30 protein-coding genes and 1 tRNA gene are annotated in these 25,254 nt (G+C 53.2%); 5 read left to right on the top strand and 26 right to left on the bottom strand.

The annotated features are described in order from the left end of the window. Positions 1 to 125: 125 nt before the first annotated feature. The 18 genes from U8T64_RS08990 to U8T64_RS09075 form a co-directional block, all read right to left on the bottom strand. Positions 126 to 743, bottom strand: a complete 618-nt coding sequence (locus U8T64_RS08990; protein WP_322182981.1) for a hypothetical protein — start codon at positions 741 to 743, stop codon at positions 126 to 128. Then, on the bottom strand, positions 736 to 1,128 hold the full coding sequence (locus U8T64_RS08995) for a VRR-NUC domain-containing protein (protein ID WP_322182983.1): 393 nt from the start codon (positions 1,126 to 1,128) through the stop codon (positions 736 to 738). Before U8T64_RS08995 ends, U8T64_RS08990 begins: the two co-directional genes overlap by 8 nt. Further along, a complete protein-coding gene (locus U8T64_RS09000; protein WP_322182985.1) occupies positions 1,115 to 1,432 on the bottom strand; it encodes a DUF4406 domain-containing protein in 318 nt (105 codons plus the stop codon). Before U8T64_RS09000 ends, U8T64_RS08995 begins: the two co-directional genes overlap by 14 nt. Before the next feature lie 17 nt (positions 1,433 to 1,449). Further along, positions 1,450 to 2,118: a DNA methyltransferase gene (locus U8T64_RS09005; RefSeq protein WP_322182987.1), complete on the bottom strand. Its 669-nt coding sequence runs from the start codon at positions 2,116 to 2,118 to the stop codon at positions 1,450 to 1,452. Positions 2,119 to 2,362: 244 nt separating this feature from the next. Next, a complete protein-coding gene (locus tag U8T64_RS09010; RefSeq protein ID WP_322182989.1) occupies positions 2,363 to 3,091 on the bottom strand; it encodes a hypothetical protein in 729 nt (242 codons plus the stop codon). Positions 3,092 to 3,253: 162 nt separating this feature from the next. Further along, a complete protein-coding gene (locus U8T64_RS09015) occupies positions 3,254 to 3,643 on the bottom strand; it encodes a hypothetical protein (RefSeq protein ID WP_322182991.1) in 390 nt (129 codons plus the stop codon). After that, entirely contained in the window at positions 3,624 to 3,773 is a 150-nt protein-coding gene (locus tag U8T64_RS09020) for a hypothetical protein (protein ID WP_322182992.1), read from the bottom strand. The genes U8T64_RS09015 and U8T64_RS09020 overlap by 20 nt, the downstream gene beginning before the upstream one ends. Continuing rightward, complete coding sequence (locus U8T64_RS09025) at positions 3,760 to 4,638, bottom strand: DUF6273 domain-containing protein (RefSeq protein WP_322182994.1); 879 nt, start codon at positions 4,636 to 4,638, stop codon at positions 3,760 to 3,762. The genes U8T64_RS09020 and U8T64_RS09025 overlap by 14 nt, the downstream gene beginning before the upstream one ends. Before the next feature lie 2 nt (positions 4,639 to 4,640). Continuing rightward, positions 4,641 to 4,973 (bottom strand): nucleoside triphosphate pyrophosphohydrolase family protein, encoded by a 333-nt coding sequence (locus U8T64_RS09030; protein ID WP_322182996.1) that lies wholly within the window; start codon positions 4,971 to 4,973, stop codon positions 4,641 to 4,643. Then, positions 4,960 to 5,286: a hypothetical protein gene (locus U8T64_RS09035; protein ID WP_322182997.1), complete on the bottom strand. Its 327-nt coding sequence runs from the start codon at positions 5,284 to 5,286 to the stop codon at positions 4,960 to 4,962. The genes U8T64_RS09030 and U8T64_RS09035 overlap by 14 nt, the downstream gene beginning before the upstream one ends. Positions 5,287 to 5,290: 4 nt before the next feature. After that, positions 5,291 to 5,737 carry a DNA N-6-adenine-methyltransferase gene (locus U8T64_RS09040; RefSeq protein ID WP_322182999.1) on the bottom strand — a complete coding sequence of 149 codons (447 nt, stop codon included), beginning with the start codon at positions 5,735 to 5,737 and terminating at the stop codon, positions 5,291 to 5,293. Then, complete coding sequence (locus U8T64_RS09045; protein WP_322183001.1) at positions 5,734 to 6,396, bottom strand: hypothetical protein; 663 nt, start codon at positions 6,394 to 6,396, stop codon at positions 5,734 to 5,736. The genes U8T64_RS09040 and U8T64_RS09045 overlap by 4 nt, the downstream gene beginning before the upstream one ends. Continuing rightward, complete coding sequence (locus U8T64_RS09050) at positions 6,356 to 6,640, bottom strand: hypothetical protein (RefSeq protein ID WP_322183003.1); 285 nt, start codon at positions 6,638 to 6,640, stop codon at positions 6,356 to 6,358. Before U8T64_RS09050 ends, U8T64_RS09045 begins: the two co-directional genes overlap by 41 nt. 23 nt (positions 6,641 to 6,663) lie before the next feature. Next, entirely contained in the window at positions 6,664 to 6,963 is a 300-nt protein-coding gene (locus tag U8T64_RS09055) for a hypothetical protein (protein ID WP_322183004.1), read from the bottom strand. A 15-nt stretch (positions 6,964 to 6,978) separates the two neighbouring features. After that, positions 6,979 to 7,593 carry a cell wall hydrolase gene (locus tag U8T64_RS09060; RefSeq protein WP_322183006.1) on the bottom strand — a complete coding sequence of 205 codons (615 nt, stop codon included), beginning with the start codon at positions 7,591 to 7,593 and terminating at the stop codon, positions 6,979 to 6,981. Next, entirely contained in the window at positions 7,590 to 8,024 is a 435-nt protein-coding gene (locus tag U8T64_RS09065; protein ID WP_322183007.1) for a hypothetical protein, read from the bottom strand. Before U8T64_RS09065 ends, U8T64_RS09060 begins: the two co-directional genes overlap by 4 nt. Positions 8,025 to 8,039: 15 nt before the next feature. Beyond that, positions 8,040 to 8,786, bottom strand: a complete 747-nt coding sequence (locus U8T64_RS09070; RefSeq protein WP_322183009.1) for an adenine nucleotide alpha hydrolase family protein — start codon at positions 8,784 to 8,786, stop codon at positions 8,040 to 8,042. Between the two features lie 25 nt (positions 8,787 to 8,811). Beyond that, the gene (locus U8T64_RS09075; RefSeq protein WP_322183011.1) at positions 8,812 to 9,066 is read right to left on the bottom strand and encodes a helix-turn-helix domain-containing protein; all 255 of its coding nucleotides are present in this window, start codon (positions 9,064 to 9,066) and stop codon (positions 8,812 to 8,814) included. A gap of 170 nt (positions 9,067 to 9,236) precedes the next feature. On the opposite strand from U8T64_RS09075, the gene U8T64_RS09080 reads away from it, so the two are divergent. The 4 genes from U8T64_RS09080 (at position 9,237) to U8T64_RS09095 (ending at position 11,820) form a co-directional block, all read left to right on the top strand. Continuing rightward, a tRNA-Leu gene (locus tag U8T64_RS09080) sits at positions 9,237 to 9,323 on the top strand. A 30-nt stretch (positions 9,324 to 9,353) separates the two neighbouring features. Then, on the top strand, positions 9,354 to 10,034 hold the full coding sequence (locus tag U8T64_RS09085; RefSeq protein ID WP_322183013.1) for a hypothetical protein: 681 nt from the start codon (positions 9,354 to 9,356) through the stop codon (positions 10,032 to 10,034). A 55-nt stretch (positions 10,035 to 10,089) separates the two neighbouring features. Then, complete coding sequence (locus U8T64_RS09090) at positions 10,090 to 10,479, top strand: PH domain-containing protein (protein ID WP_322183014.1); 390 nt, start codon at positions 10,090 to 10,092, stop codon at positions 10,477 to 10,479. Positions 10,480 to 10,716: 237 nt separating this feature from the next. Next, complete coding sequence (locus U8T64_RS09095; RefSeq protein WP_322183016.1) at positions 10,717 to 11,820, top strand: SGNH/GDSL hydrolase family protein; 1,104 nt, start codon at positions 10,717 to 10,719, stop codon at positions 11,818 to 11,820. A 447-nt stretch (positions 11,821 to 12,267) separates the two neighbouring features. Here the strand turns inward: U8T64_RS09095 and U8T64_RS09100 are convergent, their stop codons facing one another. The 5 genes from U8T64_RS09100 to U8T64_RS09120 form a co-directional block, all read right to left on the bottom strand. Then, positions 12,268 to 15,135 (bottom strand): glycoside hydrolase family 3 C-terminal domain-containing protein, encoded by a 2,868-nt coding sequence (locus tag U8T64_RS09100; protein WP_322183018.1) that lies wholly within the window; start codon positions 15,133 to 15,135, stop codon positions 12,268 to 12,270. After that, a complete protein-coding gene (locus U8T64_RS09105; RefSeq protein WP_322183020.1) occupies positions 15,132 to 17,711 on the bottom strand; it encodes a beta-mannosidase in 2,580 nt (859 codons plus the stop codon). Before U8T64_RS09105 ends, U8T64_RS09100 begins: the two co-directional genes overlap by 4 nt. Before the next feature lie 124 nt (positions 17,712 to 17,835). Further along, positions 17,836 to 19,494, bottom strand: a complete 1,659-nt coding sequence (locus tag U8T64_RS09110) for a type 2 periplasmic-binding domain-containing protein (RefSeq protein WP_322183021.1) — start codon at positions 19,492 to 19,494, stop codon at positions 17,836 to 17,838. 95 nt (positions 19,495 to 19,589) lie between these two features. After that, positions 19,590 to 20,513, bottom strand: a complete 924-nt coding sequence (locus U8T64_RS09115) for a carbohydrate ABC transporter permease (protein WP_322183023.1) — start codon at positions 20,511 to 20,513, stop codon at positions 19,590 to 19,592. Between the two features lie 12 nt (positions 20,514 to 20,525). Then, positions 20,526 to 21,485 (bottom strand): ABC transporter permease, encoded by a 960-nt coding sequence (locus tag U8T64_RS09120; RefSeq protein WP_322183025.1) that lies wholly within the window; start codon positions 21,483 to 21,485, stop codon positions 20,526 to 20,528. A gap of 777 nt (positions 21,486 to 22,262) precedes the next feature. Here U8T64_RS09120 and U8T64_RS09125 point away from each other — a divergent pair. Continuing rightward, positions 22,263 to 23,615, top strand: a complete 1,353-nt coding sequence (locus U8T64_RS09125; RefSeq protein ID WP_322183027.1) for an MATE family efflux transporter — start codon at positions 22,263 to 22,265, stop codon at positions 23,613 to 23,615. 120 nt (positions 23,616 to 23,735) lie between these two features. On the opposite strand, the gene U8T64_RS09130 is transcribed toward U8T64_RS09125, so the two are convergent. From U8T64_RS09130 to U8T64_RS09140, 3 genes are read right to left on the bottom strand one after another with little or no spacing between them, the layout of a single operon-like run. Next, the gene (locus U8T64_RS09130; protein ID WP_322183029.1) at positions 23,736 to 23,945 is read right to left on the bottom strand and encodes a hypothetical protein; all 210 of its coding nucleotides are present in this window, start codon (positions 23,943 to 23,945) and stop codon (positions 23,736 to 23,738) included. Continuing rightward, positions 23,935 to 24,381 carry a hypothetical protein gene (locus U8T64_RS09135; protein ID WP_322183031.1) on the bottom strand — a complete coding sequence of 149 codons (447 nt, stop codon included), beginning with the start codon at positions 24,379 to 24,381 and terminating at the stop codon, positions 23,935 to 23,937. The genes U8T64_RS09130 and U8T64_RS09135 overlap by 11 nt, the downstream gene beginning before the upstream one ends. Beyond that, a complete protein-coding gene (locus U8T64_RS09140; protein ID WP_322183033.1) occupies positions 24,368 to 24,604 on the bottom strand; it encodes a helix-turn-helix transcriptional regulator in 237 nt (78 codons plus the stop codon). The genes U8T64_RS09135 and U8T64_RS09140 overlap by 14 nt, the downstream gene beginning before the upstream one ends. Between the last annotated feature and the right edge of the window lie 650 nt (positions 24,605 to 25,254).

Consider the following 25,254-nt stretch of genomic DNA (forward strand, 5'->3'; position numbering starts at 1 on the left):
GCCTTCTGCGGATCGTCCCCGCAAAAGGCTTTAAGTCTGCGCTATTTCGTTTCGCAAAAATTCATCGTAAATATTATACCTCCCAAAGAGGGTATGCACAAGGGCGGCTTTTGGTCGCCTTTTGGTCATTTGTCTGTGTCCCGCTTCCGGTATGTTCCGGCGCTCACCGCCGCCGCGATCCCGAATATGCAAACGGACATATCGTTTACAATCTTGTTCCGCCAGCGGCGCGCCGTCTTTATCTCTTTGAGAATGCCCGCTTCTTCAAGCTCTGCGACAACCTCTTCCCACGTTGCTGTCTTGCCGCCCTCGCGGGGATCGCCGTTTATATCCTCCCCGAAATAGTACAACCGGATCACGACGAATTCTTTTTGCCCCTCGAACAGCGAAACAGCCCGCTTCAATTTCTCGAAGCCGTACTTCGTTTCCCGATATTGCCGCCGCTTTTCTTCCTGCATTTCCTCGACAATATCTTCTTCGGTTTTCTGCTGATAGTAGCCTTTCGGCTGCGAACTCGCCGAAAAGGTTTTCCGCCCCGCGTGATACTCCACTTCGCAATACGCTTCTTCGTCCGCGACAAGCGCCGCCAGCTTCTTGTAGTTATACAAAAGCGTTTCGGTCGCCTTGAAGTAGTTTACGAAATCGCCCGTATTCGCTGCGTATGCTTCAAGCGCACCCGCGCGGGCGGCTTCAAAAATCGCTTCCCGCAATTCCGCTGAAAGCTCCGCCGTCTTTTTAGCCATGTTCTTTACCTCCCTGCAAGTATTTCAAGATCATTTCCGCCGCCGTTTCCCATCCACGGCACAAGGCGACTTGATAGCCCTGCTTTGAAAGCGCGTCCAGCCACTCGACTTGATTATCGCTTGCGCGCCCTCCGCGCTGCCGCTTTAGCTCTATGTAAAGCCCGTGATACCCTCCGCGCGGCACGGGCAAGCATAGATCGGGAACGCCCGCTTTTACGCCCTCCGCCCGAAGCCGTCCCGCTTCCGCCTTGTTCCTGCTGCCGCCGTTCGGGACATGGTAAAGCAATTTCAATTCCGGATATTTTCCGCTTTGCAGCGCCGCCCAATTCATCAGCGTTATTTGTTCCTGCGCTTCCGTAGGAACTGGAAGTCTACTGTTCCGCATTCTGCGCCACCTCCCATTCCTCGAAGAAGAACACGCGCTTTCCCGCTGCCGTCGCCCTCCCGAACTCATATTGCGCGCCCTTGCTGTCGATCCAGTCCGGAAGGAAGCAAGCCGCCGCGCATTCGTCAAGCATTGCGGACGAAATGCGGATATACGCTTCATAGCTGAACCCCTCCGAAGGCAACATCGCCGGATTGACAACCGCGAAGCCGTGTTCCTCCAACTTGCGCGCCGCGTCGTAAAATTTCATGCGGTAAAACGGATCGCCCGTAATCTTCCCCGCAAGATATACCGTTTCTTTCATTCCTGTAAATCCTCCCTTCAATCGTCAAAAAGCGTTCTTTGCGCTGCCTGTTCCTGCTGCTCCAATAGCTCAAAAAGCCGGATTTGCGCGCGTTCCTCTTCAAGCCGCTTGTTCGCTGCCTTGAAATAGTCTGCGTCGATCTCAAAGCCGACATAATCCAGCCCGCCGTGCTGATAACAGGCGACAAGGGAACTTGCGCTTCCGGCGTGTGTGTCAAGTATCCGCATTCCCTTTCGGGCAAACAGGGAAAGAACCCACGAATACAGCTTCACGGGCTTTTGCGTCGGATGGATCGTCCCTTCCTGCTGCAATGCAACGCGGTTCAAAGTGAAAATCCGCGTCGGCGTGTCAAAGCTGGTATATGCAAGCTCACAATCGGACATTGTAAGCCCTCTTTGCCCCTTGTCCCATATCAGCCAGCCTTTATGCCCTTGTGTCAGATACGGCACGAAGTAATTTCCGCCCCAAATAATTTGCGCCTTCGATACCCGTTCCAATTCGCGGAAGTATTCGGGCGGCGGAATAGCCCTGTCCCAGCTTTTCCGGATATGCTCTTTCCGATTGTGCTTTGTGTTCGTGCATATCCGTTCCCGCTGCCCGTCCACCCCGATACCGTAAGGCGGATCAACGATCGCAAGGTCGAAGAAGCCGTCCGGAAATTCTGCCATGCCTTTCATGCAATCCATGTTGTAAAGCCTGTTCAATTCAAGCAACCGCGATCACCGCCTTTCACTTTGCTTTATACCTAATCTTGCAAGGGGGGAAAGAAGAACATTTGCGCCCGCGTTCCTCTTTCCCCCCTTGCGAACCCCCCTTTTACTTTCGCGTGGCGCTCATAGAAAGAAGAATTGATATTTTTTTGATCTGTTCCGGAAGTCTGCTTCTTCTCTTCGGGCTTCGTTCCCAAACTTTACACATTTACAAGGCTTTTTAATGCTGATCCGTGAAATCAGCTTTTTTCGGCTTTGTCCGCTTTCGCTTCGGCGGCTCTAATACATATTTGAAATACTGATACCCGTATTTCGTGCTTTTTGCTTCCACGAATATGTATCCCTTCGGCGGGCGCGGCGGCTTCGCTTCCGAATAATTGCGTTTAACCTCTGTCGGCTTTTCCGCGTCCGGCTTCTTCGCGTTGCGCGTCTGCTTCCATCTGTGTCCGCCCTGTTCCGGTGTCCAATGGTCGAAAAGGTAATTTGCAAGCCCTGTGTAATCCTGCCCGTGGTCGATCCCGTTGTAATAATTGTGTTCCCGTAAATGCTCAATCCGAAGGACGCTGCCGAATTCCCACTTCTTTTCGGTGAAATCTTCCGGTATGCCGTCCGATACCATGTGAATGTGAAATCGGTGTGTACTCTTGCCGCGCCCTACATATATAAAGATCACCGCGTCCGGATAGGCGTATTTCAAACGCCGGACGAATAGATCGCGTATCCTCTTTACGTCCCTGTATTCGTGGCATTCGTGTTCAACGTCGAACGTCAGCGTACTATATAAGGATCGCGGGCTGAAATTTTCGTTGAAATAACGGGCGTGTTTTTTCCTTGAAATGTTGATCCGGTGCTGCTCCCTCTCTTCCGGTGTCTTGAACCGTTGTCGCGGCTCTGCCTTGCGTATATCCTGTACGCGATCGGAAATTGTGAAAACTTCCTGTTCACACACAACGCCCGAAAACGTCCTTTTTTTAACTCTCCGCATAATCGCGCCGTCCTTCCTTGACTTGAAGCCGCTTTTATGCTAAAATAACTATGTTGAATAGCTCCTTTGCGGCAACGTAAAGGGGAGAAGCGTCCGGCTCGAAGCGCCGGACGCTTCTTTTTTCATTTATCCATTGTTCTGCGTCAAGCTCTGCATGAAGTTTTCGCATTTCGCTTCTTCGCAAGGCTTGAAGCGCATACCGTCCCCGCAACCGATACAGGGGAACGGGCGTATCCCGTCCGGCTCTGCGCCTTCGCGGGATTGTGTGCATTCCTCCAGCCGCGCGCATTGATCGCACCAGCATTTCCTGCAATCGGAAATTTCGGTTTTCTGTCGGTGTTCCTTTTTCCGCATTTCTGCGATCGCGTCGTTTTCCTCTTGAATTTCCCGCGCTGCGCTCTCGACTTCGTAATCCTCCACGCCTTGCAGAAGCCCCCGAAAGAACGGCGCGAAGGCGTACCCGATCCCAAGTCCGGCGCGCAAAAGCAATTCTTCGTCAATTCTGATTTCTGCCATTTCTCTTTCCTTTCCCGCGTTCTTTTATAATGCCGTTCACAACGGAAAACACGATCAGCACCGCCAGCGCGATACACACAACGCCGCAAAGCATATAGAAGGCGTTTGCCATGAATTCAAACATTGTCATTCCCTGCACCGTCCTTCCCGAAAACCTCTTCCGGCTTCACGTTCCAAGCCGCTGCAATGTGCTTCATCATATCGACGGCTTCGGCGCGCTGCTTTGCTCCGCCGTCAATATAAGATTTCAAGATTTCAGATTGAAGAACACAAAGCGGGCGAACGCCGTAGCTCCCGTTGCAAGCGCTGTTGTAGTGCAACGTGCCGTCCGAGTGGACGTAGCGGACGAAATGATTTATCGGGCTGTCCGGTGTAGCCGTCCACCACCAGCTATCCGGAAGCGGCGGGATATTCTCGCGTAAGGCACGGTATTCGTCGCACGTGATAAGCCCGATCCGTGCGCTGTCCGTCCCGTACTGCTTCAAGCCATCGTCGGCGGCCAGATCGGAAACAAATTCTTTGAACATTGCTTCCGGCGCGCCTGCGTCGATCAGCCTTTGCAGAAATTCCCCGTTCAGATAGGCGCGAAGAGAAGAAGCGGCGAAGTCGTTTTTGTTGCCTTCGTCGAAGGCGCGTTCCTCGACGCACTCCGAAGCAATGCACTTCACCCAGCTTTCGCCCGTCTGAATAACCGTCCAAGCGATCCCGCCCATCGTGAATTCTGTTTTCGGTGTGATCCCGTGTTTGTTCTCTGTCATGTTGAAAAGCTCCTTTCTGTTATTCCAGTATGAAACGGCTTCTTCCACCGTTTCAAATTCCCGTGTCGTAAGCCCGCATTCGCGGCACAAGATCAGCGGACGCTGGGCAAAGTCGAAGTATGTAAACCGCTTCTTTACGATTTCGGCTTTCCCGCCGCAATATCGGCAAGGCTGCAATTCCGGTATTTTCGGCTTGTCCCGCTCGACGTGCTTTGTTTCTCCCCGTCCTGCTTCCATCGTCAACACTTCTTCCCGCCGTGCCTGTAAGGACGGCTTTTATTGTATTCGTGCTTCTGCCGGATCGCGGCTTCAATGTCGATCCCCGCATACCCGCAATAATCAAGAATGCGGATAATCACGTCTGCAAGCTCGATCGGGATACCTTCGGGCTTCCCGCCGCTTCCCGCGTAAACCTCCGCCGCGCCGCGCCCGTTTCTGTATTCCTCCAGCGCTTTGGATACCTCCGAATGGATCAGCGCTAAAACTTCGGGGAAGCCGCGCTTTTCGTCCCACCAGCCGTGTTCAACGGCGTTTTCGTGAATTTCCTTTGCAAGCTCGTTAATTCCGATCATTGCTTTTCGCCCTCTCTTTCGTTTTTGGTTCAGCGTTTCCGCTGCTATCTGCTGCCGCTTCGCAATCGCACTTTTCTCCGAAGTCTAAATGCGCGCCGCAATGCGGGCATACCCTGTAACGATCCGCCATCGCTGCTTCCTCCTTGATAATCAGCCGCCGCAAGCCGTCCGCGCATAGCGTCAAGCCGTGCTTGCGTCTGTAATTCCTGCGGCGTTCGGCTTCTGCTGCTTCCCAGCCGCAAGACGGGCATTCGGACGGATTGCATTTCGCCGCCTTTTCTGGATCATAGCCCAGCGTACATACATATTTCATGCTTTCACCCGCTCCGCGTTATAGATAACAACCATCGAAGGGAAGGGCGCGGGATCGGCGGCGTTGCCTTCTTCGTCCGTGAAGCGAAGCCGCCCGCGAACGAAGCGGATTTCCGCTTTTCCGTATATGTGATCGTGGAAATAGCTTGTATCCGTCCGCGCGGGGATAAGTAGTACAATGGGATACCCCCCCCCGCGATTGCTTCTTCGTGCGCCTTTTGAACCCACTTTCCGATTTCGCGTCCGTAAGGTGGATTGCAGAAAACCGCGCCGCCGCGATCCCAGCTTTGCGAAAGCCCGTCCGTTTCCGGCGTGTAGTATAAGCCGCATTTTGCCGTTTTGTCGGTCGCCGCCGCGTCAAGTACGAAGGCGAATTCCGCGTTCAGCTTGTCGAAGAAGTCTTGCGGCGTACACCAGCACATATTTTTTGAAGATAGAAGCGCCGCGTTCATTTTTCCGCCCCCTCTCCGTCGCCGACGACTTCGCCCGTTTCCGGATCGACGTTCAAAGAATATTGTTCCGGCTCTTCCGCTGCTGCCCACTCCGCTTCCTGCTGCCGCAAGGAAAGGGAAACGGCGCATTGCTCCGTCAACCTCTGCAAGCTCTCCACAAACTGCTGATTGATAACGTCGAACGGCATTATCACCGCTTGCAGAAGCAAGCCCGCTTTCGCGACGATGTACGGCGTTCCGCCTGTCGTGATCCGTTCGTAAAGCTCCAGCACTTCGAGAACGTCCGAAACGGGCGAAAGATAGCGGCTTTCGATGAATACCAGCCCGCGCCGCGTCTGCAACGGCTTCAAAATCTTTCCGGAATACACGATTGAAAGCGCTGCGCCCTCGATCGGCTTTTCGTCTGCGTCGGTATCCTCGAAATTTATTCCTTCCGGAATGCCCATCGTTCGCACGATATATTTGTCGCGGTCTTTTTCCGGAACGTCGAAGATCGTTAAAACGCTTTCAGTATCCAGCGGCGGAAGCCCTGCGACGGGATAAGCTGCGCCGCCGTCGCCTATGTACTTAATAACCGTGTCGCCGCTTTCGCTGTGCTTCTCGAATAGGACGATCGCTTTATTCTTCTTGCAGATCGCCGCAATGTTCTTTATCTTCATCTTCCGCCACCTCGCTTTCCTCTTCGCCGTCCCGCTCGATCAAGTCCGGAACGGTCACGCGGGGAACACGAACCGCCAGCGGGATTTGACAACCGCAACGTGGGCAATCCGTCGCCGAAAAGCGCGTCGGTGGCGTTGTCAGCGCTTCGACGAATGCGCGCGGCTCTTCCGCCGTGTAAACCTCTTCTTTTGTCGGCGTGAAGCGGTATCCGCACACGCTGCAAACCTTCTTTTTTCTGAACATTGTTGAACAGCCCCTTTCCGTGGTTAATATTTGCCGTAAACGCGAACCGTCGTTTTCCCGTCCCGCGTGATAGCCTGTACGATCGCCGAAGGCATAAAGGAAACGCGCAAGAAATCCCGCGCGGCGCGCTTTGCCAGCCGCCATGTAATCATGTTCCCGTCCGGCTCTGCCGCTGCTTCCGCTTCGATCGGATATTCGCAAATTAGAACCGTTCGCCCGAACGGGCGGCGGGCGCGGCGTTCCTTCATAAATTCTTTGTTGCCCTCTCTGCACTTGATAATTTCAAGCGGCTTCGGAAATTGCCAGCCGTTGCTCTGCTTCATCGTGTCCCGCTCCCTTCAATCGTCATAAGGGCTTGAAAGCGTCCAGCCCCATGTTTCCGCGCCTTGCCATTCCGCCGTGAAATAGTTTCGTTCGCCGTCGCCCGTGAAGAAGCAGTATTCAGCCGGAAGGACGCGCCCGACGTTTTCCCCGCCGCTTTTCTCTTCGTGATACCGTGTCAGCACGTCCGCCGCGATCCGCTCTAATTCCGGAAGAACCGGATAATCCGCCGAATATCCGGCGAACTGATACGGCGCGGCGACAACCTCCAGCACGGTATCGGGGAAGCGCGGATCGTCAACGCGGTTCAGTACGCACCACACGCAAGCCGCCTTTTCGGTGTCCGACACAACGCCCCGCGCTTCGCCGTAAAGCATTTTCGCAAGGGCTTCAACCTCTGCCGCGTCCGGTATGTATGCGGGCTTGTCCTCTTCAATCAGCACAAGCGCCGGAACGCGCGAAGCTGGCGGCGCGTCTGCTTGCCCTGCTGCCGAAGGCGGCTTTTCCTCTGTCCCGCTCCACGGCATAAGGAAGGAAAGCAAAGCCGCTATTGTCAGAACCGCTATAACGGCGGATACGGTCAGCCGCCGAACCGCTTTCCGGTGGAGCGGGCGGCGGCTTGTCCCTGTCATAATTTCGCGCCCGCCGCTTTAAGCGAAAGCCACCATTCCGGATTGCTGCGGAATGCTTCGTTCGGGCAAACGTCGCAATTATCGGCGGCGCACTCTGCGCAATACTGTTTATGAAAAGCGTCGTCCCACGGCGCTTCGAGAACCGGAAGGGAACGAAGGAAGCCCGCCAGCGTTGGCTTGTCCTTCGTGATTGCTTCAAAGACGGTCGCTTCCTGCCGCTCCCGCTCTTTGATTGTTGCTTCGTCGATTATGCACCCGTTCGCGACTTTCTCTTTAAGAAGCTGAATGAACGGAATTGCTGCCGTTACGTCGCAACCGTCGAAGCGCCGTTCCGCCGCGTTGCGGTCTGTGAAAACTTCCGTATTGACTGAATAGCATTCGTTTTCGTTGTCCCAATTCCAAAAGCGAATTTTGTACCGTATTTCTGCCATGTTGAATAGCTCCTTTCATTCCATAAGATCGAAAATGGTTATTTGTGCGTCGTCTGCTCTGAATTCTTCATCAATTTCCGCAAACGTCCTTTTTCTGTCGAACCTTTCTGTAACCTTATTCGGCAAGGCTTGAAGCTCCAGCATTTTCTGCCATAAGTCTTTGTGATGGTCGAATAAGTGCCGCAATTCTCTTTTCCTTGCATTCGGACAAAACCAGCAGCCACCGCGATCTGTGAATTCATATATCGGCGACAAAAGCCCGTATTCGCGGCATATATCGAAAGTTTCGCTTTCTTCAATCCCGTATTTTTCAAGCAACGAAATTTTCTGTTTCCCCTCCAGCCGTAAAAGGCGTTCTTGTTCGTCCTTCGCTATCCCTAAATATTGAATAACGTCGTCGCCAAGCTCTCGCTTGTACCTTTCAATCGGCGGCAATTTGCAGTCGCGTTGAATTGTGCATCGTCCACAAAGAGGAAACGCCCGAATTTTTCCCGCCTGTTTGCCTTTCTTTATTACGTGCATAAAGTTTGATATGTACGTTTTTTCGGAACGAAGTATCGTAACTTTGATCCCCCAGCTTTCAAATAGCGGTTTTGCTACTTCGTATATAAATTGCCTATGCTCTGGCACTTCGCCGCTTATTTCTTCATCGAACATTACTTCACAATAGATCACTTCGTCCAGCGGCTCGTTATGCTCCCGTGCAAGAATTACCGTCGCGATACTGTCTTTTCCGAAGGAACAAGCCGCCACGTGCTTCATGTTGAATAGCTCTCCTTCCTGCGGATTATTTCGCGGCGGCGGATCGACGGTTTCCGCGCTTCGCGATATTGTCTTGAAAAACCGTCTGCGCGCGGTCGGCGCTGTAAATTTTCCGCTTGTTCGCGTTCCGCTCTCCCGTGTACCCGCGCTTCAACTCTTCATAGACAGCCGCGACGCTGCGCCCGATCCGCGCGGCGATCTCTTCCACTCGAACGTCCGCGTTATGCAGCTTTTCGATCTCGCGGCGCTGATCGAACGTCAAATACGTGTATTTGTCCATCTTTTACCCTCCTTCCGCCGTCCTTCGAGATAAAAAAATAAGCAGTAGAAAACACTCTGGTTTTCTCTGCTTTTAATGTTACTCTCTTCAGTTTTTCACTGCCGCAAAGAAAAAACTTGATTTTTTCTTTGCGCTGCGATATAATAACTACTGCTATCCCCCATACACTTGCCGGTGTGATGGAATTGGCAGACGTAGTGGACTCAAAATCCACCGGTAGCGATACCGTGCCGGTTCGAGTCCGGCCACCGGCACCAGCAGCGTGACGCTGCACCCAATTCGCGCACTTGGCGTTACTGAGTGCGCGAACTTTTTTTGCCCGCGAACTGGCGGCATCTGTTTTATCGTATATTCACAGCAGCGTGACGCTGCACCCAATTCGCGCACTTGGCATTACCGAGTACGCGAACTTTTTTGCCCGCGAACTGGCGGCATCTGTTTTATCGTGTATTCACAGCAGCGTGACACTGCACCCAATTCGCGCACTTGGCGCTACTGAGTGCGCGAACTTTTTTGCCCGCGAACTGGCGGCATCTGTTTTATCGCGTATTCACAGCAGCGTGACGCTGCACCCAATTCGCGCACTTGGCGTTACTGAGTGCGCGAACTTTTTTGCCCGCGAACTGGCGGCATCTGTTTTATCGTGTATTCACAGCAGCGTGACGCTGCACCCAATTCGCGCACTTGGCGTTACTGAGTGCGCGAACTTTTTTGCCCGCGAACTGGCGGCATCTGTTTTATCGCGTATTCACAGGCCTAGTGGTCAGCAAGTCGTGCCGCTGGGGTTTTTCCATGTTTTCAGCAGACGGCCCGCGTTGGAACATCTGTTTTGCGGCGGGACTGCCGGGGCGTTTTTCTGCTGTTCCCCGGCTGTTCAGAGGACTCAGGGTTGCGGAGTTTCCGCCGCAAAACGGTTCCGGGCTTTTCGTTTCCGTCATATGCCTGAAAAGTTGACATTTTTCAAGTAATATGATAAAATATTTTTTATTATAGCAGATATAACTATTTAAGAAGGTGCTTTTCGTGGCAAACATTTCCAGTGGGATCCTTCTCGATGCGAACTTGATGAATTTGAAAGAAATTCCTGCCGCTTCGGTTCGGCCTGAGGTATTTGGGTTCTTTGTGTCCGGTGAGGAGGTTGTACAGTCTTTTTTAACCATCAGGGATCAGGTCATTTTTACGAACAAACGCGTATTTGTGGTAAACGTTCAAGGGATCACGGGAAAAAAGATCTCTTATTTTTCCTATCCCTATTCCAAAGTACAGTATTACGGCATAGAAACCGCCGGTGTGCTGGATATCGACAGCGAGCTTGTGCTGGCGTTCAGCAACGGCGCCCGCCTGCAATTCGATTTCAAATCACAGGTGGATATCAAAAAAATTTGCGCCAATATTTCCGCTTTTATTCTGTAAATCCCGCCTCTGAAAGGAAGAACCAAGGATCTTTCGCGTGCTGAGATTTTTTCAGCCACGCAAAAGCTTTCGGCCTTTTAAGACAGTCGGCTCTGCCAAGGCGCAGAGCCGACTGTCTTTACGCTTATTTCCATTCCAATTCCCCCTTGCCTTTCCATGAGATCAAGCGTATATTAGAATTAAGAGAAGATAGTTCCCTTTTCCACATCAAATCGCAAAAAATCAGGAGTGTGAAGCATGCTGCGGGAATTTTCACTGACGGAGATCAAACATTTGAAGGTACATGGCAGAACAAACGGAAGCCTTTCTCCCCTGACGCTGTTTTGGACAGCTTCGGGGTTTGAGGTACGGGCCACGGGCAGTGAGCTTTGGGCGCTGTTGGAGGGAGATTTTGAGCAGCAGGAGCCCTGGATCAGCCTGGAGGTAAACGGGGCGTGGGTCGGCAGGCAGATGGTGGAGCAGGGAAAGCGCTGGGTCTGCTTGTTTCGGAACAGAAATCCCCTGGCGGTGAAGCAGGTTCGGCTGTACAAGGATATGCAGGCCATGTCGGAGGATCCCCGGCATCTGCTGCAGATCCATGCCTTGAAAACGGACGGCGAGTTCCTGCCGGTCCCGGAAAAAGAAAAAAAGCTGGAATTCATCGGTGACAGCATTACCTCCGGCGAGGGGGCCATCGGCGCTGTTTCTGAGGAAGATTGGGTGGCCATGCTTTTTTCCGCAAAAAACAATTACGCGGTACTGACGGGCGAGCTGTTAAACGCCGAGGTACGAATCCTTTCCCAAAGCGGCTGGGGCGTAGTTTCCAGCTGGGACAACAATCCCCGCTGTGCCCTGCCCGCTTTTTACAGCCAGATCTGCGGTCTGCTTTCCGGGGAGCGCAACCAGGCTTTAGGCGCTCAACTGCCTCACGATTTTTCCGCCTGGCAGCCTGACGCCGTGATCGTAAACCTTGGCACCAACGACTGCGGCGCCCTTTCCTCCCCCGCCTGGGCAGATCCCGTGACAGGAGAAAGCTTTCAGCAGCACAGGGATGAAAAGGGAGGCTTTGTGCCGGAGGATCGGGAGCGCTTCCAAACAGCGGTAAAGAGCTTTCTTTCCCTTTTGCGGGAGAAAAACCCCAACGCACAGCTTGTGTGGGTATATGGTATGCTGGGCGGGGAGCTTTCCCCCATGATCGCAGAGGCGGTGCGGGAATACATTCAGGAAACCGGAGATCCTAAGGCGGCTTATTGGGAGCTTACCGACGCGGTAGAGCATCGCGGAGCCAGGTCTCACCCGGGAAAGGCGGCCCATGAGCTTGCCGCCCGAGAAATTGCGGAAAAGCTGCGCGGCCTGATTTGACAGAACACGTAAAAGAATTCTGTTAAATGAAGAAATGAGCAGTTAGCAATCAGAAAGAAAAAAGTCTCCTGTAGCCAACACCTGACAAACTGGAATTTAGTATATAAGTTGTTAGTCGCGAGTAGTTAGTTGTTAGAAAGGGAAAAGATCTCCAAATTGTCATACTTTGGTCTTTTTTCAAAAGTATGAAGGACTAGATTCTTCGCCTGCGGCTCAGAATGACAGAGGAGAGAATTTGTTTTGGAGTAACAACTAACATCTTACGATTAACAACTAGTTCGCTAAACTATAATTTTCCATTCTATCCTGTCCTTTTCTTTATCATGCGCTGCACAGCAGCGCTACCGCTGTCTAGGATCCAGCATCTGGCATTCAGTATCCAAAAAGCAAAGCAGCTGCTGCAAAATTTGACGTTTTGCAGCAGCCGCTTCTTTTTTTATAGCAATACTATTTCTGATAGAAATGGAATTTCTTCAGGGAGGTCTGCTTGGTAAAGCAGATCCGCAGATCAAGGATCTCGCTTTGGGGAACGATATCGCAAGAGAAGGCCGCAAACCGGGTCAGGCCGCCGGTTCCCCGGCCGCCGCAGCGGCCCAGGATCTTCCCGGTGGCGTTATCCGCCAAAATCAGCTCCACATCGCCGGCGGGTGAGGAAAGCTCCGCTTCAAAGGCGTTGCAGCCGGAAATATCCAAGCCTGTGTACACGGCATAGCTGCGGAAATCCGCCGCTTCCAGATATTCTTTTCCGTCTCTCTTATCGGTAAGGAACTGCGCGCGGCGGTAGTTCTGGGTATCGATCGCGCTGATCCAGCGGCCGCCGTCTCTGGTATCGGCTTCTTTGCCGTCTACAAAAACCGTTTCACGGCAGCGAAGGTCTCCGCTGGAGGCGCCCACACACAGCGCGTAGTCTCCCTTTGCCACGACAAAGCTGTTTTCCTCCGTACACCAGAAGGAAAGCTCCTCCACCGGGAAGGAAAGGGAAACCGTTTTGCTTTCCCCCTTCTTCAGGGAAACCCGCCGGAACGCCCGCAGCATACTGCGCGGCCTGGGATAGGCACGTGACTGCGGCGGCACGGCGTAAAGCTGCACTACCTCATCGCCGTCATAATCTCCTTCGTTTTTTACGGTGACTGTGGCGGTGACCGTATCTTCAGGGCCAAAGCTCCTGGCGGACACCTGAAAATCGGAATAGGCAAAACGGGTATAACTCAGGCCGTAGCCAAAGGGATACAGGGGCTCGCCCTCAAAGTAGAGGTAAGTGACCTTGTTTTTCGCAATATCGTAATCGTCAATGGCCGGCAAATCTCTGACAGAGCGATACCAGGTGGAAGGGGTGCGCCCTGCCGGGTTATTTTCACCGAAGACGGTTTTGGCCGCCACATGCCCGAGAGACGGCCCCAAATGGGTAGAGCACAGCACGGCCCCCGCCTGCTCCCGCTCTTCCGTAATGGAGAAGGGATATCCGGTGATCAAATAAAGCACCGTGCTTCTGTTTCCCTCCCAAGCCGCGGAAAGCAGCCTGCCCTGGGAACGGGGAAGATCGATATCAGGGCGGTCATATTCCTCTCTAGCATTGATCAGCGGATGGTTACCGCCGCAGACGATCACGTGATCCGCCTGCTCCGAAAGCTTTCTGACACGCTCCGCGCCGCAGGAAACCACTTCGAGCTGGAAGCGCGCGGCGGGATCGTCGCCGGACAACACCGCGGCTATTACAGAGCCGTTCTCCTTCACGGCGATACTTCGATCCTGCCAGGTGGAAAGGAACCAGCTGCCGTTTTCCTCACGGGCCTTTACATGCTCCATGACAAACCAGCCGAAGGCCTGCTCCGCCGTGCAAGTCATGGCGGGGTCAAATGCCATTTTATCAGGCTCGCCTCCGGAAACCTGCATGGCGGCAAAGCCGCCGCCCTCTGTAACATATTTTCCCGTTCGGAAGGAACGCAGCGTCCAGGAACCGTAATCCCAGTCATTGCGCTCAAACACTTCGGCGGAGCCGGCGTTGGCGGCGTCGGCGATCAGCTCTCCATTTTCGCCCAGGCGCACATATTTTCCGGTCTTTTCAGATTTCAGCACAATGCGGTCAAGGCCCTCGTCAAACAGCACGCGGCCTTCGCCCAATCTCTGCCGGAAGCCCTCTACCACCGGGGTTTGATGCTCCGCGTAGCCGCAGTACCAGCAGGTGTAATTCTCATTGGCGAGGGGGCCTACGACAGCCACGGTGCATTTGCCATCGTCCGTAAGAGGCAGCAGGCCCTTGTTTTCCAGAAGGATCATGGATTCCTCCGCCGCCTGTACCGCCAGCTTTTTATGATCGGAGCAGGCCAGCCTGCTTTGATCCATTCCGGTATACGGATTTTCCTCCGGATCAAAATCTCCCAGCATAAAGCGCAGGGTAAACAAATCGGCTATGGCCTTATCCAGGCTTTCCTCCTTTAGCAGGCCCCGCTCCAGGGCCTCTTCCACAGCGGGATCCACCATATCTCGGCTGTCCAGCATGGTATCGGCGCCTGTTCCCAGGATAGAGGCGATGGAAGCGGCGTGATCTTCATAGCTGCGATGGGCCGCCACATTCTGGCCGAAGTCTCCCCCGTCGCTAACGGCGAAGGTCATGCCCCATTCTTTTTTGCAGATCTCGGAAACGTCGGGATTGTTGACGCCCTCTACGCCGTTGATCAGATTGTAGGCCGTCATCAGGCCTACCGCCCCGCCCTGGCGAATGGCGGGTTCAAAGGCCTTCAGATAATACTCCCGCTTCAGCCGGGGAGAAATATTGGCGTTGGTGGTCTGACGCTCGTCCTCGTAGTTATTGGCATAGAAATGCTTCAGAAGCGGCGCGCATTTGAGATAGCGGGGGTCGCTGCCCGCCAGGCCCCTGGTATAGGCTGCGGTCATATGGCCTGTCAGGCAGGGATCCTCCCCATAGGCCTCTTCGTTGCGCCCCCAGCGGGGGTCGCGCTCCATGTCCACCGTGGGACCAAACAGGGAAAGCGAGCTGGGCGGGTCCATCTGATTGCTGATCCGCACCTCGTCCCCCGCCATATCGCCCAGCTTTTCCATCAGCTCCGGGTCAAACATGGCGGCCATGCCCCAGGGCTGGGGCAGAATGGTGGTTTCCCGGCGCTGATCCCGCTGCACCAGCCCTCGGGCGATCTCCACGCCGATATGGGTGGCCGGGATCCCCAGGCGGGGAACGGCGTCCAGATGGGAGGTGACCATGCCGATCTTTTCCTCCCGGGTCAAGCGGGATACCAGATCCTCCGCACGCTCCCGGGGAGAGCGCGCCGGGTTTTGAAAAGGATAGCTGTTACTCATACAAGATCCTCCTTACCTTTCTGCTTCGGCTGCATCTCCGCTGCATGCAGCGTGGGAGCTTCCGTACAGTTTTTCACGCGAACCGTCTTTTTCTCGCCGGGATAAAGCTTAAAATAGTTGTCGCTGTACCGCACCCGGTCGTCAGATGTTTTCAAATAAGCCACCGGCGTATAGCAGCCGGAGGAAACGGTGACCAGCAGATCTTCTCCGGACTGTTCCACCCTCTCAAGCCTGAGCTCCGGCTTGGGGAAGCTGTATTCCCGATAATAGGCCCGCAGGCTGTCGGCGGTTTCAAAGCCCTGCTCTACGGCGGAAGCAAAGAAAAAGCCCTGCTTCAGATCGTCCTCCATTTCAAGGGTGAGCTGCTGCCAGGAATGGGCCGGAGCCTCCAGCGTTTTTTTCAGCTTGCGGGAAACCGCGCCGTCAAAGCTTTGATAGCCATAGGAAAGCTCCAGGGAAACAGCCTCCGGCGTTTCGTTGATGACCGTGACCAATGCGCCGCCCTCCGCCGCCCGCACGATCAGCTTACGGGGAGCAAAGGCCCGTTTCAGGAAATAGAAGGAGACCTTCCGGGTCAGGTAATAATCGATGACCGTCCAGCCGGTTTCAGGCCAGCAGTCGTTATACATCCAGATCAGGTCTCCCGCGCCATAGGGCTTCTGCCGCATGGCTTCCGCCATTTCGGCATACAGGCAGCCCTGCATAATGCCGCTGTACAGCAGATATCCGGCTGTGTCAAGCTGGGAAAACTCTGTTAAATGCCGGTCGATGGCGCCGTCAATGGGCTCGCGCTTCCGGTCAAATTCCCCATGATGCTTCCAGATCTCTCCGCCGCGCACCGGCTCTTCCCCATCGTGATACCGGCGCACGGTGCTTTCCATCTGCGCGCCGAAAAAGCCGTATTCACTGGAAAAGCGGGCAGGCATACGGTCAAAGGCCTCCAGCTCGTACTGGAACTTGAATTTTGTGTTGGGATCCCGGCCCAGGTAAGTCCAGGCGTGAACGTCGCCGTCGTCCACCTGATTGGCCCTGGGATCTCCAAAATAAGGCGAGGAAGGCATATAGGGGATCAGCGGGCTGTTGCGGTGCACTGCTTCAGGCTGGATATAATTGAAGATCCTTTCCCCATAAAAGCGATCCGGGGCAACGGGCGGCGGAAACCAGTCGGTATAGGATTCCGCGATCTCGTTATTTCCTGTCCACACCGCCATACAGGGATAATGGGCCAGCCGCTTTGTCTGGAATTCCGCCTCCCGCTGCGCTTCATAGAGAAAAGCGGGATCCAGGTCGGGATAAAAACCGCAGGCATACATGAAATCGTGCATGAGCAAAATGCCCTTTTCCGAGCAGAACTCATAGAAGCAATCGGGCTCATAGGTACCGCCGCCCCACATGCGCAGCATGGTAAAGCCTGCCTCGGCAGCCTCCTCTACCAGTGTGCGGTAAGAATCTTCCGGCGTACGGAGGTACACCGAATCGGTAGGCACCCAGTTGCCGCCCTTACAAAAGACCCGCACGCCGTTTATTTTGAAAAAGAAATTCCGCGTGCCGTCCGGCAGGGGCGAATGATCGATTTCCACCGTGCGGAGCCCCACCTGCTTTTCCGGAGCCTCGTTGACTGTACCGCCGGTAACGCACCGGGCCCGCAGAGTATAAAGATGGGGATCGCCGTAACCGTTGGGCCACCAAAGACGGGGCTTTTCCAGGGTAACGGTTTCCTCCGCAAAATTCAAGCCCCCCGTAAGCAAAAGCTGTCGCTTCCCCCGGAAAACCGTTTCGTTTCCGTCCAAAAGCTCATATTCCAGCTGGGTATCGGAAGACGCGCACATATTGCTTTTTTCCAGCTCAAATACGAATTTCACACAGGCCCTGTCTTCCGTGGCGGACAGGGTATCCACACGGGAAAACGCTACCCGGGCGCCGGAAAAGGCCTCCAGGCGAATGGCCCGGCCGATCCCGCAGGTAGGCACCGGCTGGCACCAATCCCAGCCATAGGTAAACTGAGGCTTACGGGTATACACCCGCTGGTCACAGATGGCGTTTTCACTGGCACAGTAGAAGGAAATACTGTCCTTGGGATAATGCTCCTCCATACCGGAGGTCAGACGGATCACCAGCGTATTTTTTCCCGGCCGCAGAAAACGCTTTACGTCCTCTTGAAAGGGACAAAAGGCGTTGGTGTGACGGCCTGCCGGGCGGCCGTTTAAGATGATATCGGCCTTGAAATCCAGCATTTCAATGTACAGGCGGACAATGTCCTCCTGCAGCAGCTCCTCTGATACCTCGAATTCCCGAAGGAACCACCAGGACAAATCCCTGATCCACAGACAGTTTTTCGTGTTCGTTTTTAAGAAAGGCTCTTCCAAAACGCCGTTTTCCACAAGGGGCGTGATCACATCGCAGGGCACATTAGCGGTTAAAAATCCCGTTTTGGAAGGAAAGGCATTGGGCAGCTTTTCGTGATATACGGTGAAGGGGCCGTCGGGACGCTCCATGACCTCCCGCACCCGTTCCGGGCCAATGTCTAAAAATTCCGCCCGGAGCTTCCAGACCCCGGACAAATCTACGGTCTTCATAGTAGATAGCTCCTTCATGCAATAGTAAGAGAAAGTCAGCTTTGGAAAAGCAAAAAAAGAGCGGAGGAAGGAAAGCTCCCTCCTCCGCCTTTTCAGCTTACTTTATTTTGGAACGTTCCAAGGCTTACTGCTGGTTTACCTTGTTGTTCATGTAGTTTTCCAGCAAAGCGTTCTGAGCGTCGTAAACCTCCTGAGCCTGCGCGGTAGCCTCTTCCAGACCAAGCCCGTTCAGAGTAGCTACGTAGGTATCCCAGGTATCTACAGACTCGGTGCCGGCGATCACGCCCCACAGATAACGGTTCTTCTCGTCCTCGATATCGGTGTTGACGTTCATCCATTCGGTCAGGTCGGCGGGATTTCTCCACTCTACCAGATGATTAGCCATATCGCGGCTGGCAGCGCCGGACTTCTCAAACAGGGCGCGGGTTTCGGGGGTGTTATCGATGAGACCCTCGTCCTTCCGGTTGAACAGGTTGTTGAACAGGTTCAGACCAATGTTCTGGTCGTTGTTCTCCTGGCCTTCGGGAGTGATAATGCCCTCATAAACACCGTCAACGATGTTGTAATCCTCGCCCTCAACGCCATAGCGGCGCTCAACATAGTTCTCCAGGCTGCACATATCGTCATACATGGCGTAAATGCGCTCCGCGTTGTCGCCGCAGGTGTTGGTCAGGCCAAAGAATGCCCAAGCATTGGAAGTAGCAGGATCTTCCTGAGGATTGCCGTTGGGGCCGGTAACCATGTCAATGGGCACCCACTTGGCGTCAGGATTGGACTGGTAGAAGCTCTTCATGGCGCCGGAAGTGGGATTCATCCAGGCGCACCAGCTATAGGTGATGCCGAAGCCGCCGTTGGCCATTTCAGAATCACGGTCGGTATCCTGTGTGATATTGGGCGTGATATAACCCTTCTTATACAGATCGGCTACGATACCGATCCACTCCTTGGTGTTCTCCTGAGCGGGGCCATAGCCAACCTTGCCGTTGTCGTCCACTACCCAGCGGTCATAGTGGGTGAAATCATATCCCTGGATCCAGGGCCAGAAGGAACGGAAATCATAACCGTCGCCGCCCAGACCGTAGGTATCCTTCTGGCCGTTGCCGTCGGGATCGTCCTCGGTGAAGGCGCGCATGACTTCAGCCAGCTCTTCAAAGTTGGTGGGAGCCTTCAGGTTCAGGTTATCCAGCCAGTCCTGACGGATCCAGGTGACCTCGCAGGAGGGCTCGGAAACATCGCCGGGAATACGATAGATCGCGCCGTCCTCCTCTGTAGCAAAGAACAGAGTTTTGGGATCCATCTTGTTGTAGTAATCGCGGATATTGGTGTACTTGTTCATGTACTCGGAAACATCCACCAGCTTACCGGCGTCGCGCCACTTGATGAAATCGTTGTCCATGCTCCACCACCACATGATGTTGGGGGTGTCATCACCGGCCATCCAGAGGTTAATGGTGGACTGGCCGTCGGACCAGCCGGGCAGAACGCGCAGGTCGATGTTTACATTGTACTTCTCTTCCAGCATTTTCTCCACGCGGCTGTCCGGCTGGGTGAAGCCGGTCATAATGGCGATGGAAACATCGATCGTATCCTCACAGGCGGTAGGATCGATTTTTTCGCCGCTGCTTACGGGAGCAGTGCTGGATGTGCCGCTGTTGTCCGCGGCGGGGGTGCTGCTGTTTGCAGGTGTGCTGCTGCTAGGCTTCTTGTTGTCATTTCCGCAGGCTGTAAAGCAGCCAACCAGCATAACAACAGCCAGAAGCAACGCAAGAACTCTCTTTTGCATTTTGTTTGTCCTCCTAAAATAAATTTTAGATATATTCAAAGGGGAAGCCCCTATGAATCAAATCAGGAACGCTTCTTTCCAAAGCACGAAGGAAATCAGCCCTTCACGCCGCCGATCATAACGCCCTTGACGAAATACTTCTGTACAAAGGGATATACGATAAGGATCGGAACGGTGGAAACAATAATGGAACCGGCCTTGATGGTAACGTCGTTGGTGCTCTGCTGCACACGGACGTTTACACCGGCCTGCTGCATGGCCTGCTGCGTATTGGTCAGCATAAAGCGCAGCTGCTGCTGCAGGGCCCATTTATCCTGAGACTGCAGATAAATAACAGAGGAGAAATAGTCGTTCCAATACATTACCGCGTTGAACAGCAGGATCGTGGCAATGGTCGCCTTGGACAGCGGCAGGATAATGCTGAAGAAAATGCGGATATCATTGGCACCGTCTATCTTGGCGGATTCCTCCAGGCTCTCCGGAATAGAGAGGAAGAAGTTCTTCATCAAAATACAGTTGTAAGCGCTGACCAGCAAGGGCAGGATCAGGGCCCAGCGGGTATCATAAAGCCCCAGATTGCGGATCAGCAAATAGTTGGGGATCATGCCGGCGCCAAAGATCATGGTGAACAGCACCAGGAACATCAGCACGCTTCCGCCCCGCAGACGTCGCTTACTTAAAGGATAAGCCATCATGGCGGTGAGCAGCGTGCCCACCACAGAGCCCACTACCGTAACGAGAATGGTGGTAAAGAAGCCGGAGCCGATGCCCGGGTTCTTAAATACGGAAATATAGGTATCCCAGGTCAGATCCTTGGGGTACAGGAACACGCCGCCCTTCAGGGCCATTTCCGCGGAGCTCAGGGACTGCATCAGAACATGCCAGAAGGGATATACCATCAATAAGCACAACAGCGTAAAAAAGGTATAGTTGAAAACAGTAAATATCTTCTCTCCCACGGAGGTTTTGATCTTATTTTCCCGGGCAATACTGCCCGCCTGTATTGTTTCTTTTGCCATGATAACGCCCCCTTACCAAATGCCTTCGTTGCCGCTCTTCTTCGCGACCTGATTCACGACAACGATAAGAACCAGCGCGACTACCGATTTGAACATGCCGGCCGCGGTACTGAGAGCATAATCGTTTTTGCCGATACCCAAGCGATACACATATGTATCAATAATATCCGCCACGTCGTAAACAGGAGCGGAATACAGCATGAAGATCTGATCGAAGCCCGCGTTCAGAATATTGTTGCAGTTTAAGATCAGGGTTATGATCACAGTGGGCATGATTGCCGGAATGGTGATGTGCAGCAGCTGCTTAAAGCGTTTGGCGCCATCGATCTGCGCGGCCTCATACAGCTGCGGATCCACGCCGGACAGAGCCGCAAAATAAATGATCGTGCCCCAGCCCGTGTTCTTATACAGATCACTGATCACCAGCATGGGAACAAAGGCGTTCTTATCAGTAAGCACCTGCATATCCTGACCGGTCAGTGTTTTGATCAAAGAAGTGATCACGCCGGTAGACGGATCCAGGAAGTTCATGATCAAACCGCCCATGATAACCCAGGAAATAAAATAGGGCAAATACATCAGAGTCTGTGAGACCTTCTTAAAGCGAAGGTTCCGCATTTCATTCATCATCAGCGCCAGAATGATAGGCAGCGGGAAGCCGATGATCATTTTCAGAACGCTGATAAACACCGTGTTCTTCAGCGTTTTCAGGAACGCGGGCTTTGTAAACAGCTCAACAAACTTGCCAAAGCCCACCCACTGATTGGCCGACGCGTCAAAGGGATTATACTCCATAAAGGCGATGCGCAGGTCGATCATAGGCACATACTTGAAGATGATCAAAATCACAAGGCCCGGAAGCAGCAGCAGATACAGCCACTTATCCCGCAGAATGTCTTTTCCCAGCTTGGCCCATTTCCCACCGCTTTTGGGCGTCTGGACCTTTGCCGGTTTCGTACTGGCATTTGTCATAGAAAAACCCCCATTACAATGATTTCACTATATCTACCTCTCTTTAAGAGAGCATACAGCGCGAAACAGTGAACAGTGTAAGATCAGTGTTCTTCTACGAAGAACACTAAGAAAGGGTACCCTTTCTTAGCCGATTTGCGTAACTTAAAGAAGACCCCAATCCCAAGCGGAATGCCTCGGCAATTCGCACAGATTACAGTCTCTTCTTTCATCACTGTATACGATTTTACCAGATATATCCAATTTTGTAAAGGGGTTTTACATTTATTTTACAATTATGACGATTTTGTAATTTCCCGTGTTGGCAATTCATGCAGTGAAAACCTATGGTACTACTGTTTTTTGCGGGATCGAACCAGAGATTTTTCAATTTGAGAGCACACTTGTAACCTTTTGTAATCAGCCCCTTCCCCTTCTGGCTTTCTCCAAATTCCGCCCTAAGGCCAACACTCCAAATTGACAAACTAGGATCTTACTACAAAAGCACAAAGAAAGCTTTTCTGAGACATAGATATGACGACCAAAGCCTTATTCACAACCGATGAACGCTGTCTAAGTCTTTTTTGCCGCTCTCTTCCGCATTCCCTGATATGAATACAGGTTCTAAGAAAGAACGTATACTCACTCCCCTCTTTTCTTACTGAGCCTTCGCTTACCGGGAACCAGGAAAATTAGGATTGCATTAGCTTCACTGAACTGATATAATAGTTGACAATACAACTATTATCAGGAGGGATCTGGGTGCACTTCGTCAATGCTCAAAAGGTCTGCAAGGGAATGCAGTTGGGAGAGGTTCCCCCGGAGCGGCAGATCGTGAGGGACACCTTAAACGTGGCCTGGCCCTCTGTTCTGGAATCCTTTTTTGTAAATCTGGCCGGCGTGGTGGACACCATTATGGTGGGCTCCCTGGGCTCCTATGCCATCGCGGCGGTGGGACTTACCACCCAGCCGAAATTCCTGGGACTTGCCGTGTTTTTATCTCTGAACGTGGCCGTATCCGCCATTGTGGCTCGGCGAAAGGGCGAAGAGAATCGGGAAAGCGCCAACCGGGTAGTACGCATGCTGCTGCTGTTTACGCTGCTGCTTACCGCCGTGATCAGCACGTTGTTTGTCATTTTCGCCAGTCCCATTATTTCTCTGGTGGGCTCCCAGCCGGATACCCATGAGCATGCCGTAGCCTATTTGCGCATCATCATGGGGGGTTCTGTGTTTTCCACGGTCTCTCTGGTACTGAATGCGGCGCAGAGAGGCGCGGGAAACACCCGCATCGCCATGATCACCAACGTCATTTCCAATTCGGTAAACGTGATCTTCAACTACCTGCTGATCGGTGGAAATTTCGGTTTTCCCGCCTTGGGAATTCGCGGCGCGGCCATTGCCACTGTAATCGGTACCGTATGCGCCTGTGTGCTGAGCATCGCCTCTGTGCTGCGAAAAGACAGCTTTGTCTGCCTGCGGGCCGTAAAGGGCTGGATCGCCGATAAAGTAAGCATTCGTTCCCTGTTCAGTGTAAGCTCCAGCGCCTTTGTGGAACAGCTTTGCCTGCGCATTGGCTTTCTGCTGTTTTCCATGACGGTTGCCCGCTTGGGCACCACGGAGCTTGCCGCCCACCAGATCGGCATGAACATGATGAGCATGTCCTTCTCCATCGGAGACGGCTTTTCTGTGGCATCCGTGACTCTCATCGGGCAAAGCCTGGGACGAAAGCGGCCCGATATGGCGAAAATTTACGGCAATGTATGCCAAAAGATCGGCCTGGTCTGCGCTTTTATCATTTCCACGGTGTATTTTCTCTTCGGCAGAAATATCTTCGCCCTGTTCTCCAACGAAGCGCCCATTTTGGAATACGGCATTTCCATTATGCGCATTCTGAGCCTGATGCTGTTTTTGCAGATCGAGCAGGTGGTGCTGTTCGGCTGCCTGCGCGGCGCGGGAGATACCCGGTTTACCGCGCTGATCTCCCTGATCAGCGTTACCTGCATTCGTCCCGGCGTAAGCTGGCTGCTGTGCTATCCCCTGGGCCTGGGGCTTTTGGGCGCGTGGCTCGGTACCTTCTGCGACCAGGCAGTACGCTTTACCATGGCTTTTATCCGCTTCCGCAAGGGAAAATGGACACAGCTGAAGTTGTAGGAGTTTTCCCAGGCGGTTTCAGTTCGATCCGGTGGAAAGACCTACTGGGAAAGTATAATAAAGCTGTGCAGAATAAAAAACCACCTGTGGGCCATGATTACGGCCCACAGGTGATTTTTCTCACGACATTTTTTTATGCCGGCATATTCTGGCGATCAGCATTGCCGCGCCGATGATGGCCAGAAAAGCGCCGCAGCCCAGGAAAAATCCCGACCAGTAGTCCGTCAGCGCGCCGACGGCGTCCAGGAGCTTTCCCGCTGTCATGATCACAAGGCCGATGGGCAGCGCCCAGGGCCAAACCCGCAGAAATACACTGTCTCTAGGCTTCATCTTCATCCCTCCTTCCACGGTCAGATACTTTTTTCCCCACGAACACCAGCAGGAGCAGGACCATCATCGCGCCCTGAAGCAGCCGCGCGCCGCTTTCGGTAAGAGTACGGTCCACCGCGAAGGGCTCCCGGCCTGCCAACAGCTCAAACAGGCTTACGGCAGCCAAAAACACTCCGGCTATGCCCTCCACAATATAAATGACGTTCATGCCGCCGCCCATGGGATAGATCTCCCGCACCGCAAATTCACCCAAACACAGTGCGATCACCGCCCAGACGATCAGAATGTTTTCCCACATGCCTGCCGCCCACACGATCTCTTCTTCCTTCAGGAACGCGTTTGTCAGCAGCAGCACAAAAAACAAAATCAGCCCGTGCTGAAACACATTTCCCCTTTGCAGCAGCTGGCGTTCATCTAATTGACTATTGCATTTCATTTTCTGATACCTCCTTTTCTTCCTGGTCTCCGGGCCAGAACAGATCGTTTAAGGTTTTGCCCAGCACCCGGCAAATCTGTACACACAGCTTGACAGTAGGGTTATAATCCCCTTTCTCTATGGCAACTATGGTCTGCCGGGTGACCCCTACCGCGTCGGCCAGCTCCTGCTGGGTCATCCCTTTCGCGGCCCGCGCGGCTTTTAACAAAAGATTTTTTGCCATCTCACCACCTCTTGAGGGCATTGTAAATCATTCTTGATAAAAAGTCAACTATATTTTACATTCTGTTTTTGCTGCACTCTTCTTCCCAACGAACAAAGAGCTGTCGCAAAATGATACATTTGCGACAGCTTTTTGTTCGTTGGATTTTAGATGTTAGAAGAAAGTAAGCTCTCTCCTGTCATTTCTGAGAAAAGAGAACTTTGATTTTTGTTTAGCAAAGGCAGGAGGGAAGCAGATAGGTAAGCAAACAAATTATATAGCGCACGGTTCCCTCTGTCATTACTGAGGAAAAGAAGCTTCGCTTCTTTTCGAAGAATCTCGTCCTTAACTCCAGGGCAAAAGGGCAAGGGACGAGATTCTTCACCGCCTTCGGCGGCTCAGAATGACAGAAAAGAAGTGAGTGGTTCACTGCTAAATTGTAGTTTAACGCCCTTAGGCTCCCCTTATGCGAGTAAGGGGAGCTGTCACGGCTTCGCCGTGACTGAGAGGATAAGAAACCAGCGATTCTATGCTACTTTCTGCGTAAGCCCGATCCCTTCCACCGTTCTCGCCTGTCGGCTCGGTTGCTGTGCCCCGGTGGGGCACGCCCAGCAACGGTCTCACCTGTCGGTTCGGTCGGTGCAGAACAATGCGCCAAGAAAGCCATGGCT

The sequence above is a fragment of the Neglectibacter caecimuris genome, assembly GCF_034335015.1.
In the GTDB taxonomy this organism is placed as follows: Bacteria; Bacillota; Clostridia; order Oscillospirales; family Acutalibacteraceae; genus Acutalibacter; species Acutalibacter caecimuris_A.